This window comes from Kribbella sp. NPDC023855, assembly GCF_040639475.1.
Classification (GTDB): domain Bacteria; phylum Actinomycetota; class Actinomycetes; order Propionibacteriales; family Kribbellaceae; genus Kribbella.
Window position 1 is genome coordinate 106,377 of the sequence record NZ_JBFAAA010000010.1, and the last position, 14,043, is coordinate 120,419.

Genomic DNA, 14,043 nt, shown 5'->3' on the forward strand with positions numbered 1-14,043 from the left:
CGCTACGAACCGGAAATGTCGGCTAGCCTCGAAGTCTCAGCGTCGTCGAGGAGAGCACACTGCCCATGCGGACACCTGGCAAGGCCAAGCTGCGCGACCTGGTCTACGGACTCTACGAGCGCAGGCTGGCGCGATCGCTGTCGCCGGACCGGATGCCCCGCCACATCGGCGTCATCATCGACGGCAACCGGCGCTGGGCCAGGGCCGCCGGTGACCCGGTGTCGCGCGGCCACGAGGCGGGCGCCACCAAGATCACCGAGTTCCTGCACTGGTGCGACGAGGTCGGGGTCAAGGTGGTCACGGTGTGGATGCTGTCCACCGACAACCTGACCCGCCCGGCGGAGGAGCTGGAGCCGCTGCTGCGGATCATCGAGCAGACCGTCGAGGAGCTGACCGAGATCGGCCAGTGGCGGATCCACCCGGTCGGCGCGCTCGACCTGCTGCCCGGTGCGACCGCCGAAGTACTGAAAGGCGCCGAGGCCGCCACCGAGCACGCGGAGGGCATGCTGGTCAACGTCGCCGTCGGGTACGGCGGCCGTCGCGAGCTGGCCGACGCGGTCCGGTCGCTGCTGCTGGAGGAGGCCGCCAAGGGCATCTCCATCGAGGAGCTGGCCGAGCGGGTCGACGTCGAGCACATCGCCGAGCACCTGTACACCAAGGGCCAGCCGGATCCGGACCTGGTCATCCGGACGTCGGGGGAGCAGCGGCTGGGCGGGTTCCTGCTGTGGCAGAGCGCGCTGAGCGAGTTCTACTTCTGCGAGGCGCTCTGGCCGGACTTCCGGCACGTTGACTTCCTGCGGGCAATCCGGAGCTACGCCCAGCGCGAGCGCCGCTTCGGGACGTGAGTACTGCGGCCTCGGGAGCACCCCGGCCGCAGCGGCGGCACGTAGTACGGCGTCGGAGGTAGTAGGCGTAGGTTGCTGCGCCCAGTGCCACGCCCCAGACGACCCACAGGGTGCCTGGCAGCGTCAGTCCCCACAGGTCGCCGCCGTCGTCGTCTGACAGCCGGAGGTTCATCAGCCCGGCAGGGACCAGTACTACGGCCACGATCGTCGCTGGGATGATCGCCAGGAGCGGTGGGACCCGCTGGCCGGCCTTGAACCAGATCCAGCGCGGGTAGACCTCACCCCAGCGGTGCACCAGCCCGTGCGTCAGGATGTTGCCGCCGATGGCCATCAGCGCCATCGCGAGACCCATCTCGAGCATGCCGGGGGTGTCGGCCATCATCTGGTGGAACTCGTCGGTGATGCCGAGCTTCCAGCCGAAGTACCAGGCGATCCGGGTGAGCTCGTAGGGGATGTTGGCAACTACCGCGACGAGTACTGCGCGGCGGCCCCAGCGCAGAGCGCCCTCGGGCGTCTGCCAGGCCTTGAGCGGCCGCTCACTCCGGCCACAGCTGCCACAGGCCTGACGACGCCTGCGGTGGTAGCTGACAGCCGTAGCAGCCCACAGAAGCCCGCCAAGGAACATGACCAGAATGTTCACCCGGTGCCAGTACAGAATGTCGCCCACGCCGTCCTGCGCCCCCGGCACCCCGGTAAACGCAAACACAAGAATCGCCGGCGCCAGAGCCAACATCCCCAACGGCGTGTAATCCGGCACAACCAACGCCAGAAGTACCGCCATCACCCCAGCAAACCCCAGCAACAAGACACCGCCACCCCCGCCGGCCCTGCCCCCTCCGGCCCCGCGGCCGCCGGCTCTGCCGGTCCGGGCGGGTGCGGGCTGCGGACGGTGCAGGGTCATCAGCACGGCGGCGATTGCGCCGAAGAGGCCGAGGGCGGCCATTGCCGGGCCCACTACTTCGACTGGAGCGCCTTCCAGGATCGAGGCGGTGGAGTGGTCGTCGTCGACGCGGGCGAACGGGTAGCCGGAGCCGCCGGTGGCCCAATAGGTGCCTAGTACTCCGTAAGTCAGCGACCACAGCGAGGTGGCGTAACCGAGCGCGTTTTTCGGCATACGTAGAGCGTGCGGCGGCGTACCGGCGTACCGGCTCACCCGGTGGGGTGAACGGCGTCGCCCGGTGGAGGGAAACGTGTAACAAGCCGTTAACCCCGTGGCCGGGCGTGTCGGGCTGCGCCATTTGCGGGACAGACCTACGCTCACTAGTGACGGTCGGAGGGGAAGCCGGCTGTCCGGGAGGCCCGATCAGATGAGACGCAACTGCTCGCCGGTAGCCCCATGAGGGGCCGAACGGAGTGCCCGAGACCCACGGTCTCATTCTCGCTGATTTCCGGTTCCGTGCGCGTTGCGGAACGGAGGGGGTCTGCACCAGACCTCCGGGTCCGGACCCGGTCCAACACCTAACCACTGGTGGGCCGGGCGTGGTGCACGCTGCGGTCCGAGAGGACGTGCGACATGGCTGCCACCCACGCCAAGGCGTCAAACCCCTCATCCACGCCGGACCAGCGCACTTTCGTGCTGGACACCTCGGTGCTGCTGTCGGACCCGCATGCGATGGAGCGGTTCGACGAGCACGAGGTGATCATTCCGGTGGTCGTCGTCACCGAACTGGAGGCAAAACGGCATCACCCTGAGCTCGGCTACTTCGCTCGCACCGCGTTGCGCTTGATGGACGAGCTCCGGATCCAGCACGGACGGTTGGACGCACCCCTGCCAGGGGGGGAGAAGGGTGGAACACTCCGGGTCGAGCTCAATCACACCGATCCCGAGAGCCTGCCGGCCGGTTTCCGGCTCGGCGACAACGACAGCCGCATCCTCGCGGTGGCCTGCAACTTCCAGGCCGAGGGCCGCAACGTCACGCTGGTCTCCAAGGACCTGCCGATGCGGGTGAAGGCCTCGGCCTGCGGGCTGGACGCCGAGGAGTACCGGGCCGAGCTGGCCCTGGAGTCGGGCTGGACCGGGATGGACGAGCTCGAGGTCCCGGTGAGCGATGTCGACGCCTTGTACGAGGACGGCGTACTGGACATCCCGGAGGGCCGTGAGTTCCCGACCCACACCGGACTGGTGCTGCTGTCGGAGCGCGGTAGCGCGCTGGGCCGGGTGATGCCGGACAAGCGGATCCGGCTGGTGCGCGGCGACCGGGAGGCGTTCGGGATCCGCGGACGCTCGGCAGAGCAGCGGGTCGCGCTCGACCTGCTGCTGGATCCCGACGTGGGGATCATCTCGCTCGGCGGCCGGGCCGGCACCGGCAAGTCGGCGCTGGCGCTGTGCGCCGGGCTCGAGGCGGTGATGGAGCGCCGCCAGCACAAGAAGGTGGTCGTCTTCCGGCCGCTGTTCGCGGTCGGCGGCCAGGAGCTGGGCTACCTGCCCGGTTCGGAGTCCGAGAAGATGGCGCCCTGGGCGCAGGCCGTGCACGACACGCTCGGCGCGCTGACCAGCGGTGACGTGATCGACGAGGTGATGGACCGCGGCATGCTCGAAGTACTGCCGCTGACCCACATCCGCGGCCGGTCGCTGCACGACGCGTTCGTGATCGTCGACGAGGCCCAGTCGCTGGAGCGCAACGTGCTGCTCACGGTGCTGTCCCGGATCGGCGCGAATTCACGGGTGGTGCTCACCCACGACGTGGCGCAGCGTGACAACCTGCGGGTCGGCCGGCATGACGGCGTCGTCGCGGTGGTCGAAAAGCTGAAGGGTCACCCACTCTTCGCCCACGTGACGCTGACCCGGTCGGAGCGCTCGCCGATCGCGGCGCTGGTCACCGAGATGCTGGAGGACGTCCAGCTCTAGGTGTTCTGTAAAACAAGGGTAAGACTTTCGCGGTACCCGGTGCGGCCACCTGCCATGTGGCCGCACCTTTCATTGTGACGTTGTTGTGATCACGCTCTGATTAGGCCAGAGTATGGTCCTGTTGCAGCCGACGGGGGTCGGGTATCTCGGAAGGACAGATGAAAGCGAAGCGCTCTGTCGCGATCCTCGCAGTCAGTGGTATCGCCGTTGTTTCGGTTGTCGCAGGCTTCGACCTCTTCGCCTCGCCGGGCAGTAACTCGGCGTCCGGCGCGGTCTCCGGGCGCGCCGAGATGGCCGTGATGAACAGCGAGCGCGCGCTGGCCGCCAAGGCGCCGACCCCGAAGCCGAAGTCGGCCGCCGAGCAGGCCCAGGAAGTCATCCAGCTGCGCAACCAGATCGAGGCCGTCGACGCCGCCCGCCGGGCCGCGCAGGACGCCTCCGACCGGAAGCAGAAGGCCAAGAACACCGCCCTCGCCCGGTACAAGGCACTGAAGAAGACCGAAGAGAGCTCCCGCGAGGAACGCGCCAGCCGGGACGCCGAGCGCAAGAAGCTCGAGGGCACCCCGCGGGAGATCGCGAAGAACCTGCTGGCCGACCACGGCTGGGGCGAGAGCCAGTTCAGCTGCCTGGACAAGTTGTGGATGAAGGAGTCGGGCTGGCGGGTGTCGGCGGACAACCCGACCTCCAGCGCCTACGGCATCCCGCAGGCCCTCCCCGGCAACCGGATGGCGGCGTACGGCAAGGACTGGCGCACCAACCCGGTCACCCAGATCAAGTGGGGCCTCGACTACATCGAGAACCGCCACAACTCCCCCTGCGGCGCCTGGGCCCACTCCAGAGCTAAGGGCTGGTACTGAGCGAGCTGGCGCGGGCGGTCAGCGAGCGGGGCGAGCTCCTGCTGCGACGCCGAGAAGACGGGGCACTCGAGCTGCGGGTGAACGGTGTGTTCGTGATGGACGACGCCGAGACCTCCAGCGAGGAGCTGCTCGCCTCTGCGGCTCTGGACGCCGTACTACTGCCCGCCCGGGTGCTGGTGGGCGGGTTGGGGCTCGGCTACACCGTGCGCGCGCTACTGGCCGACTCGCGCGTGGAGTCGGTTTTGGTTGCGGAGATCGAGCCCGCAGTCGTGCAGTGGATGCGCGACGGGCTGGTGCCGTCGGTGCTGGACGACGACCGGGTTGCTGTCGAGGTGGGCGACGTGCGGGACGTAGTACTGGCTCAGCCGTCTGCGTCGTTGGACGGATTGTTGCTGGATGTGGACAACGGGCCGGATTTCCTTGTGTACAACGAGAATTCGGCGTTGTACGAGAGTGACTTCCTGGGTGAGTGCAGGCGGCGGCTGGCTCCGGGTGGGGTGCTGACGGTGTGGTCGTCGTCGGCATCGGCCGCGTTGGAGACGGCGATGCGGGAGACCTTCGGCAGCTGTGAGGTGCGGCCCGTCCCCGTGCAGCTGCAGGGACGAGCCGAGGCGTACTACGTCTATCAGGGCAGTTCGTAGTCGAGGGTGAGGCGCGGGCCCTTGTCGTCGTGCTCGAAGACGACCGTGCCGGTGATGCCGGTCAGGTCGCCGTCGGCCGCAACGATCTTGCCGGGGGAGGAGTCCTGGTCGGCGCTGGCGCCGTGCACCATCACGAAGGTGCCCTCGCGACCGGCCAGCGTGCCGGTGAACCGCTCCACCGCCGTGTACGCCGCGGGGCCGGCCGGGGTGCCCACCATCAGCAGCTCGGCCGAGCTGGTCCCGTCGAGACCGGCGCCCTCCAGCTCGGCGCTGCTGAAGTTCTTGCCGACCACGGCGCGTCCTAGGGTGAGGTCACCCGCGTCGTCGTAGTCCGACTGGTCCCACTTGGTGATCTCGAAAGCCTGGGTGAAGCGCATCGGTACTCCCTCGGGGTGGTGCCGGTGGGTCGTTTCGGGGGTTGTCCCCGCTGTGGTGTGCTGTTGTCCACAACGGTTCTATCAGTCCCGGCGGACAGTGCGGATCGACGTACTCTGCAGGTATGGGAGACAACGTGGAATTCAGGATCGAGCACGACACGATGGGCGAGGTGAAGGTGCCCCGCGACGCGTTGTGGCGGGCGCAGACCCAGCGTGCGGTGGAGAACTTCCCGATCTCCGGCCGGCCGCTGGCGCCGGCCCTCGTGCACGCGCTCGCCCAGATCAAGGCGTCGGCCGCGGTGGTCAACGCGGAGCTCGGGGTGGTGGAGAAGAAGCTTGCCGACGGCATCGTCGCGGCCGCGGACCGGGTGGCCGCGGGGGAGTTCGACGCCGAGTTCCCGATCGACGTGTTCCAGACGGGTTCCGGGACGTCGACCAACATGAACGTGAACGAGGTGCTGGCCACCTTGGCGACCCGCGAGCTGGAAGCCGAGGTGCACCCGAACGACCACGTCAACGCGAGCCAGTCCAGCAACGACACCTTCCCGTCGGCGATCCACGTCGCCGCGACGGCGGGTGTCGTCCACGACCTGCTGCCGGCCTTGGAGCATCTGGCGGAGTCCCTGTCACGTAAGGGTTCTGAGTTCGCCGAGGTGGTGAAGTCCGGCCGCACGCACTTGATGGACGCGACGCCGGTCACGCTTGGACAGGAGTTCAACGGGTACGCCGCGCAGATCAACCGCGGTGCCGATCGAGTCCGGGCGACCCTGCCGCGAGTGACGGAGTTGCCGCTGGGCGGGACGGCGGTCGGGACCGGGATCAACACACCGGCGGGGTTCGCGGCCAAGGTGATCACCGAGCTGAACCGGCGTACCGGGCTGGAGCTCAGCGAGGCGGCCGACCACTTCGAGGCGCAGGGTGCTCGGGACGCGTTGGTGGAGCTGTCGGGGCAGTTGAAGACGATCGCGGTCAGCCTGACGAAGATCTGCAACGACCTGCGCTGGATGGGATCGGGGCCACGCGCCGGGCTCGGCGAGATCGCGCTGCCGGACCTGCAGCCGGGCTCCAGCATCATGCCCGGCAAGGTGAACCCGGTGATCTGCGAGGCGACGCTGATGGTGGCCGCACAGGTGATCGGCAACGACACCGCCATCACGGTGTCCGGCGCGGGCGGCAACTTCGAGCTGAACGTGATGCTGCCGGTGATTGCGCGCAACCTGCTCGAGTCGATCCAGCTGCTGAGCAACGCCTCCCGTCTGCTCGCTGACCGCTGTGTCGACGGCATCACCGCGAACGTCGAGCACGCCCGCGCGCTGGCCGAGTCGTCGCCGTCGATCGTCACCCCGCTGAACCGCTACATCGGGTACGAGAACGCCGCGTCGGTGGCCAAGAGCGCGCTCAAGCAGGGCAAAACGATCCGCGAGGTCGTGATCGAGAACGGTCACGTCGCGAACGGCGACCTGACCGAGGCCCAGCTCGACGCCGCCCTCGACCTGCTCTCGATGACCCGGCCGGCCGACTCGTGACGGCCGGCGCGACGACCGGGACGGACCTGCACTGGGCGCCCGGGACGACGATCGAGTGGATCTACGAAGGGACGGGCCGGTTCAGCCACCTGCCGAACGTGCGGCCGATGACGGTGGTCCGCGACGACAAGGACGGGCTGGTCGCCTGGCTAGCGCCCGGCACTCCGGTGATCAAGCCGGTGCTGACCGACGGCCGTGAGATGCGGTACGCCGGTCCGGAGGGCATGTTCACCGAGGACCGCGTGCTCAAGCTGGACATCTGGCACGGCACCGGCATCCTCAAGGTCGCCCCGACCGGCAAGCCCTGGTCGATCTGGCACTTCTGGGCGGCCGACGACACCTTCCTGGGGTGGTACGTCAACCTGGAAGCCGAGCACCGGCGCGACGTGGCGGCCCGGCGTACCAGCTCGGTCGACCATGTCCTCGACCTGTGGATCAACCCGGACCGCCGGATCGACTGGAAGGACGAGGACGAACTGGAAGGCGCCGTCACCACCGGCCGCTTCACCGCCGCCGAGGCGACCCGCATCACCGCCGACGCCCACGCCGCGGTCCAGGAGATCGAAGCCTGGAGCCCGCCGTTCTCCGACAACTGGAAAGACTGGCGCCCCGACCCCACCCTCCGCCTCCCCGAAGCCCCCACCGGTTACACCGTCACCCACATCACCAAAGACCTCCTCGGCTAACCGCCGAACCGCTGAATCGCTCGGCGCCGACCCGCCGAGCGTCGAGTGCCGCCGCCGCTGGCGCCGAGTCGCCGACGCGGCCGTGCGCCGAGTAGCCGACGCCGCCGAGCCGCTGAAGCCCGAGCGCCGAGCCTCGGGTGCCGACGCCGCCGGTGCCGAGTCGCCGACGCGGTCGTGCGCCGAGTCGCCGACGCCGCCGAGCCGATAGCCCCCTTGGCTGTCCGATGGCCTGCTGCAGCGGGCCAGCGGCTCCACAGTCGGCCAGGCAGGGCCGGTAGTGGGGGTGAGCCGCGCCGGGTGATGTCGGCTGGTGAGGGGGCGGGGTCCGGCAGACTTGGGGGATGGCGATGATGGATACCGGCTGCCGGGGGTTGTTGATCGGTGGGGGTGGGGGAGCCGGGAAGACGACGATGGGGCAGGCGATCGGGCGGATTCTCACCAGCCGGTTGCTGCCGGTCGCCGTGATCGACCTCGACGCGCTGGCGCAGTACGGGCCGGCACCGGCTGACCAGCGTGGGTTCAACGATCGGCTCCGGATCCGCAACCTCGCAGCCGTGTGGGCGACTTATCGAGCAGCCGGTGCGCGGTTCGTCGTCGTCAGCGGGTGCATCAACAGCGCGGAGCTCCGGCAGGCTTTCACCGACTGTCTTGCGGGCTGTGACGTTCAGCTGGTCAAGTTGCTGACTGCGCCAGCGCTGGTCGAGAGCCGCACCCGGGGGACCGTCCGCGGGCCGGAGTGGGACCTCCAGCGCGCGCTCGCGGAGTACGACGAAACCCCGGGGCTCGAGGACTTCGCCGTCGTGAACGACCGCGCGGTGCCGGAGGTCGCCACCGAGATCCTGCTGACCGCAGGCTGGATCGACCGCTGACTCCGGAGCCGACGGCAACGGCTCGATCACGGGCGGCGCTTTTCGGCGGAGACGGGTTTACCGTGAGAAACATGCACACTATCGAACTGACCGACGAGGAGCTCCGGCTGCTGCGCTACGCCCTCCGCTCCTACCTCCAGGCCTTCGGCCACAACGAAGCCGACCAGTTGCGCGCGGCCAAACACTTGATGATGCGACTCCCCGACCCAGCCACAGCAGCCAACGCCGGCTAACCCCACCCCCGGGCCGAGCCCAGCACACCTGCTGCTTGCGTCACACCCGGACACCACGCGGCCCCGCCGCCGACGCACCCGCCCGGCCTGCAGGCGCCCCGCACCCCACCCGGTGCCAGCCTTCCGTGCCCACCGCACCCCCCACGGCGCCAGCGCTTCGTGCCCGCCGCACCGCACCCGGTGCTAGCGCTTCGTGCCCGCCGCACCGCACGCGGTGCCAGCGCTCCGTGCGTGCAGGCTCGCACCGCGCCTCCGCCCGCACCGCATGCTGCTGCGGCCGCCAGTGCATCCCGCCCGCTCACACAACATCTGTATGAGCGCAGCGCGTAGCTCGCCTCCGCGCACACCAGCGCACCGCGCACACCGGCGCAGTGCGGGTGCTTGTGGTCAGCTTCGGGGGCGGACGGTGAGGGGGACCGGCTTGCGGGTGTCGGTGAAGAAGTCGTTGCCTTTGTCATCGACCACGACGAAGGCGGGGAAGTCCTCGACCTCGATCTTCCAGACCGCTTCCATCCCGAGTTCGGCGTACTCGATCACGTCGACGGACTTGATGCAGTCCTGCGCCAGCCGCGCCGCCGGTCCGCCGATCGAGCCGAGGTAGAAGCCGCCGTGCTCCTTGCACGCCTGCGTCACCTTCGCCGAGCGGTTGCCCTTGGCAAGCATTACGAAGGATCCACCGGCCGCCTGGAACTGGTCGACGTACGCGTCCATCCGCCCGGCCGTGGTCGGCCCGAACGACCCCGACGCGTAACCCTCCGGCGTCTTGGCCGGGCCCGCGTAGTACACGGCGTGGTCCTTCAGGTACTGCGGCATCGGCTCACCCGCGTCGAGCCGCTCCTTGATCTTGGCGTGCGCGATGTCGCGCGCCACCACCAGCGGCCCGCTCAGTGACAACCGCGTCTTCACCGGCAGCTTCGACAGCTCCGCGCGGATCTCGCTCATCGGCCGGTTCAGGTCGATCCGTACGACGTCAGTGTCATCGGCGAGGTGCTCGTCGGTGGTGTCCGGCAGGAACCGCGCCGGGTCGCGCTCGAGCTGCTCCAGGAAGACGCCCTCCGGCGTGATCTTCGCCAGCGCCTGCCGGTCCGCCGAGCAGGACACCGCGATCGCGACCGGGCAGGACGCGCCGTGCCGCGGCAGCCGGATCACCCGGACGTCGTGGCAGAAGTATTTGCCGCCGAACTGCGCGCCGATCCCGAACTCCTGGGTCAGCTTGAAGACTTCCTCCTCCAGCTCGACGTCGCGGAACCCGTGCCCCAGCGGCGATCCCGTCGTCGGCAGCGCGTCGAGGTAGTGCGCCGAGGCGTACTTCGCGGTCTTCAGCGCGTACTCCGCGGACGTCCCGCCGACGACGATCGCGAGGTGGTACGGCGGGCAGGCCGCGGTCCCGAGCGAGCGGATCTTCTCGTCCAGGAACTTCATCATCCCGTCAGGGTTCAGCACCGCCTTGGTCTCCTGGAACAGGAACGACTTGTTCGCCGACCCGCCACCCTTGGCCATGAAGAGGAACTTGTACGCCGGGTCCGCCGCGGCCGAGCCCGGCGTCGAGTAGAGCTCGATCTGGGCCGGCAGGTTGGAGCCGGTGTTCTTCTCGTCCCACATGGTCAGCGGCGCCATCTGCGAGTAGCGCAGGTTGAGCTTGGTGTATGCGTCGTACACGCCCCGGCTGATCCACTCCTCGTCGACCGCGCCGGTGAGCACGCCCTCGGACTTCTTGCCCATCACGATCGCCGTACCGGTGTCCTGGCACATCGGCAGTACGCCGCCGGCCGAGATGTTCGCGTTCTTCAGCAGGTCGAGCGCCACGAACCGGTCGTTGCCCGACGCCTCCGGGTCGTCGATGATCCGCCGCAGCTGGGTGAGGTGCGCAGTACGGAGGTAGTGCGAGATGTCGTGCATCGCCTCGGCCGTGAGCTGCTGCAGCACAGCCGGCTCCACCTGCAGGAACGTGCGGCCGCCCGCGGTGAACGTGCTCACGCCCTCGGTGGTGAGGAGCCTGTACTCCGTGTTGTCGGCGCCGAGCGGCAGCAGTTCGGAGTAGTTGAAGTCGGCGGACACCGGTGCGTACCTCCTGGCAAGTGGTCTGAGTCGGTACTCAGCCTAAGCCGCCCGGGTCGCCCCCGGTCCGACAGGGGACGGACTGTGCCGTCCCTCACGCCGGACCGAGGGTCGCCGGATCAGTACCAGTCGGTGTAGGCGAGCGCCCAGGAACCGTTGACGTCCCTGCAGACCAGGCCCGCCTTGGCCAGGCGTCCGTTCAGATTGTTGGCCATCTTGGTGTAGGCGAAGTCGATGCCGGGATCGACGCTCTCGCTGACGGCTCCGTCGGAGATCCGGTCACCGTTGGAGTCGCGGTGGACGATGACAGAACAGCCCTGCGGTGCGTTGCTGATCCGCCCGTAGGCGCCGCAGCGGTTCGAGTAGTAGAACTCCAGTTTGACCTGGCGGCCCTGCCAAGCGGCGTACTGGACCGAGCCGCGCGGGACGTCGTACGGAAGGAAGAAGGTGCCGCTGCACCCGGCGATTGTCGGGTAGGACCCCTCATAGGCCAGGGCGCCGTAGTTGCCCGAACTGTAGGGGGCCGCCTGGGCGGCGGACGGCTGGAGGCAGAACGCCACGACCGCGGCGACGAGCGCGGCGAACACAGTCATCGTTCGTTTCAAGGTTGGTCTCCTCGGTGAAAGCTGAGCGTCCAGGATGGCGCGGCGCAAGGTTCACTTCGATCGTGATCTCAGGGGTTGCGTCAGGGGTGGATCGGGGTGATAACGCATCGGCGAGTGGCCGTTCTCGCGCGTAAGGTTTGGTTGTGGCCCACGACGACGCACCGCAGCCCGACCGCCCGCAGGACACCCCGCCGCCTGCGCGGCCGGCGCCGCTGAGTGGCGATGAGTTGGCGTTGCGGCGGCGGGTGTCGGACTTCGAGCGCGAAGAGGTCGCCGACGTACTGCGCGAGTCCGCGGCTGAAGGCCGGCTGAGCTACGCCGAGCTGGAGGACCGGCTGGAGACCTTGTACTCCGCCAAGACCTACGGCGAGCTCGTCGAGATCACTGCAGACCTCCCGAACGGCCCCACCGTGCCCGGCCCGGTCGGTCAGGCGAGCGGTGCGACAAGCGCGGTCACGCCGGCCGCGGAGCCCGGGATGACAGTGCACGCGCCGGCCATCAGGGTCTTCCTGTCGGACGCGAAGCGCGTCGGCAGCTGGCTAGCCCCGCAACGTCAGGAGGTCAACGCGGTCCTCGGCGACGTGACGCTGGACTACACGGAGGCGCACATCCCGCACGACGAGGTCTTCATCGACGTGAAGGCGATCCTCGCGGACGTGAAGATCCGCGTCCCGCAGAACGCAATCGTCCACCTGGACAGCAACCCGGTCCTGGGCTCCGTCTCCGAACAAGCCGAAAGCGTCCTCGGCCCGGTCGCCGCGGCCCCGACCACCCCACCCAAGACCTTCCACATCCGCGGCACCGCCATCCTCGGCGAAATCAAAATCAAACGAGGCCCCCGCCTCACCAAACGCCTCGGCCTGACCTGATGACGCGGGCCCGTCGGCCCTCCGCCGGATGAAAGGCAGCCGACCGGCACCCCGACGCCGGCAGCCGCAGGGGCGGCATGCTGGAAGGACCGGGCGCGGTCGGCCGTTGGTTCCCGGGTCGTTGGTGGGGTTCTTCTTGCTGATGACCCTGTGTTTCGGGTTCCTTGCCGCGCAGTCGTGGAAGGACTCGCAGGCGTGGGATGAGGCATCGGCAGTCGTTGACGGAGTGGTCGTTGAGGTCTTCGAACCGGGCCTGATGGAGAAGGGCTCCGGCAGCGTTCTCGTCCGGTACGCCGCCGGCGGCGCGGAGTACGAGCTGGAGATCGGCAGGGATCCCGGTGAGCACTTTCTGCGGCTGAAGGATTCGCTGCCGATCGAGTACGCCGTCGCGCGGCCGAGCCAGGCCCGTGCGGTGTGGGCCGTGGAAGCCGCGCGTGCCGATCGTGGGCTCTGGATCGTCATAGCGGGTCTGTGCGCGGTACTGGCGATCGGCACTGGAGTCGGCTACCTGGTAGGCATGAGCCGAAGGTGATCAGCCCCAGGTTGTGGTGTGGTCTGTGGCGGTTGGTGGGTCGGCGCCGGGGCGGGTGCAGGTGATGGCGGCGGCTTTGACGGCGTAGTCGATGACGTCGTGCAGGGTTTGCTCGTCCAGGCCCTCCAGGCGTACTGCGCCCAGCAGGCCGCGGGTCTGCAGGCCTGCGATCAGGGCTGACATGAAGGAGTCGCCGGCGCCGACCGTGTCGACGACCTTGATCGCCGGGGCGCTCACCTCGACCCGGGCGGTGCGGCTGATGCCGATCGCGCCGTCGCCACCGCGGGTGATCACCACGCACTTGGTCCGGTCGACGGTCAGCAGTTCGGCCGCGATCTCGTCCGGCGACGCACCGGGCCGCAGGAACTCACAGTCCTCGTCGCTCAGCTTCACCAGGTCCGCCGACGCCGCCAGCTCCCGTACTGCGGTCCAGGTGCTTTCCGGGTCGGGCGTGATCGTCGGGCGCGCGTTCGGGTCGAGAGTCACCGTGACGGGCTGCTCGGCCAGCGATGCGAGGAAGGTGCGGATCGCGGCGGCACCCGGTTCGAGCACGGTCGCGATCGAACCCGTGTGCACCGCCGGGCAGCCGCGTCGCAACGAGAGTGCAGGCGGCTCCCAGGTGATGTCGAACTGGTACGACGCAACCCCGTTGGCGTCGAGCGTCGCGGTCGCAGTACTGGTCCGGAAGGTCGGGTCGACCGACCCGGGCGAGAGCTGGACACCGTTGCCGAACAGGTGCGCACCGAGCTGGTCGCCGTACGGGTCGGTGCCGAAGCGGGTGACGAGCTCAGTCGGCAGCCCCAGCCGAGCCAGCCCAACCGCCACGTTGGCAGGCGACCCACCAGGCGTCGCCTTGCTCCCGTTCTTCCCATTCCGCCCAGAACCAGTCCCCGACCCATTACGAGTCGAGACGATGTCCACGAGCGCCTCACCGATCACAAGTACAGGCGCGGTCATAGGGCCTCCCGGCCTTGGGGGTGCCCGCCGGTCATGGGGCCTCCCGGTCTGGACTGAGGAGCGGAGGGAGCGAAGCGACTGGAGCGACGAGGGAAGACCGGGAGTTCCAGCCCCATGACCCGCCGAGCCGGAGGCGAGGC

At 68.9% G+C, this 14,043-nt stretch carries 14 protein-coding genes; 10 read left to right on the forward strand and 4 right to left on the reverse strand.

Features of this window, described 5'->3' with window-relative positions; translation table 11 throughout:
- Window positions 1–65: 65 nt before the first annotated feature.
- The 4 genes from AB0F51_RS29355 (at window position 66) to AB0F51_RS29370 (ending at window position 5,191) form a co-directional block, all read left to right on the forward strand.
- Window positions 66–845, forward strand: a complete 780-nt coding sequence (locus tag AB0F51_RS29355; protein WP_360285093.1) for an isoprenyl transferase — start codon at window positions 66–68, stop codon at window positions 843–845.
- A 1,513-nt stretch (window positions 846–2,358) separates the two neighbouring features.
- Window positions 2,359–3,693, forward strand: coding sequence for a PhoH family protein (locus AB0F51_RS29360; RefSeq protein WP_360285094.1), 1,335 nt, complete (start codon window positions 2,359–2,361; stop codon window positions 3,691–3,693).
- Window positions 3,694–3,851: 158 nt separating this feature from the next.
- The gene (locus AB0F51_RS29365) at window positions 3,852–4,550 is read left to right on the forward strand and encodes a hypothetical protein (protein ID WP_360285095.1); all 699 of its coding nucleotides are present in this window, start codon (window positions 3,852–3,854) and stop codon (window positions 4,548–4,550) included.
- A 95-nt stretch (window positions 4,551–4,645) separates the two neighbouring features.
- Window positions 4,646–5,191, forward strand: a complete 546-nt coding sequence (locus AB0F51_RS29370) for a hypothetical protein (protein WP_360285096.1) — start codon at window positions 4,646–4,648, stop codon at window positions 5,189–5,191.
- On the opposite strand, the gene AB0F51_RS29375 is transcribed toward AB0F51_RS29370, so the two are convergent.
- On the reverse strand, window positions 5,176–5,568 hold the full coding sequence (locus tag AB0F51_RS29375) for a DUF3224 domain-containing protein (RefSeq protein ID WP_360285097.1): 393 nt from the start codon (window positions 5,566–5,568) through the stop codon (window positions 5,176–5,178). The two genes, AB0F51_RS29370 and AB0F51_RS29375, sit on opposite strands and share 16 nt — an antisense overlap.
- 122 nt (window positions 5,569–5,690) lie before the next feature.
- On the opposite strand from AB0F51_RS29375, the gene AB0F51_RS29380 reads away from it, so the two are divergent.
- The 4 genes from AB0F51_RS29380 (at window position 5,691) to AB0F51_RS29395 (ending at window position 8,882) form a co-directional block, all read left to right on the forward strand.
- On the forward strand, window positions 5,691–7,094 hold the full coding sequence (locus tag AB0F51_RS29380) for a class II fumarate hydratase (RefSeq protein ID WP_360285099.1): 1,404 nt from the start codon (window positions 5,691–5,693) through the stop codon (window positions 7,092–7,094).
- Window positions 7,091–7,780, forward strand: a complete 690-nt coding sequence (locus AB0F51_RS29385; RefSeq protein ID WP_360285101.1) for a DUF402 domain-containing protein — start codon at window positions 7,091–7,093, stop codon at window positions 7,778–7,780. Before AB0F51_RS29380 ends, AB0F51_RS29385 begins: the two co-directional genes overlap by 4 nt.
- 341 nt (window positions 7,781–8,121) lie before the next feature.
- Window positions 8,122–8,649 (forward strand): hypothetical protein, encoded by a 528-nt coding sequence (locus tag AB0F51_RS29390; protein WP_360285103.1) that lies wholly within the window; start codon window positions 8,122–8,124, stop codon window positions 8,647–8,649.
- Between the two features lie 71 nt (window positions 8,650–8,720).
- Window positions 8,721–8,882, forward strand: coding sequence for a hypothetical protein (locus tag AB0F51_RS29395; protein WP_360285104.1), 162 nt, complete (start codon window positions 8,721–8,723; stop codon window positions 8,880–8,882).
- Window positions 8,883–9,269: 387 nt separating this feature from the next.
- Here the strand turns inward: AB0F51_RS29395 and AB0F51_RS29400 are convergent, their stop codons facing one another.
- Complete coding sequence (locus tag AB0F51_RS29400; RefSeq protein WP_360285105.1) at window positions 9,270–10,940, reverse strand: fumarate hydratase; 1,671 nt, start codon at window positions 10,938–10,940, stop codon at window positions 9,270–9,272.
- Window positions 10,941–11,059: 119 nt separating this feature from the next.
- The gene (locus AB0F51_RS29405) at window positions 11,060–11,545 is read right to left on the reverse strand and encodes a hypothetical protein (protein WP_360285107.1); all 486 of its coding nucleotides are present in this window, start codon (window positions 11,543–11,545) and stop codon (window positions 11,060–11,062) included.
- Window positions 11,546–11,688: 143 nt separating this feature from the next.
- Between AB0F51_RS29405 and AB0F51_RS29410 the strand changes: the two genes are divergently transcribed.
- Window positions 11,689–12,414, forward strand: a complete 726-nt coding sequence (locus AB0F51_RS29410) for a DUF1707 domain-containing protein (RefSeq protein ID WP_360285108.1) — start codon at window positions 11,689–11,691, stop codon at window positions 12,412–12,414.
- Window positions 12,415–12,556: 142 nt separating this feature from the next.
- Window positions 12,557–12,946, forward strand: coding sequence for a hypothetical protein (locus AB0F51_RS29415; protein WP_360285110.1), 390 nt, complete (start codon window positions 12,557–12,559; stop codon window positions 12,944–12,946).
- On the opposite strand, the gene AB0F51_RS29420 is transcribed toward AB0F51_RS29415, so the two are convergent.
- Window positions 12,947–13,903: a carbohydrate kinase gene (locus AB0F51_RS29420; RefSeq protein ID WP_360285111.1), complete on the reverse strand. Its 957-nt coding sequence runs from the start codon at window positions 13,901–13,903 to the stop codon at window positions 12,947–12,949. It abuts the gene before it with no gap.
- Between the last annotated feature and the right edge of the window lie 140 nt (window positions 13,904–14,043).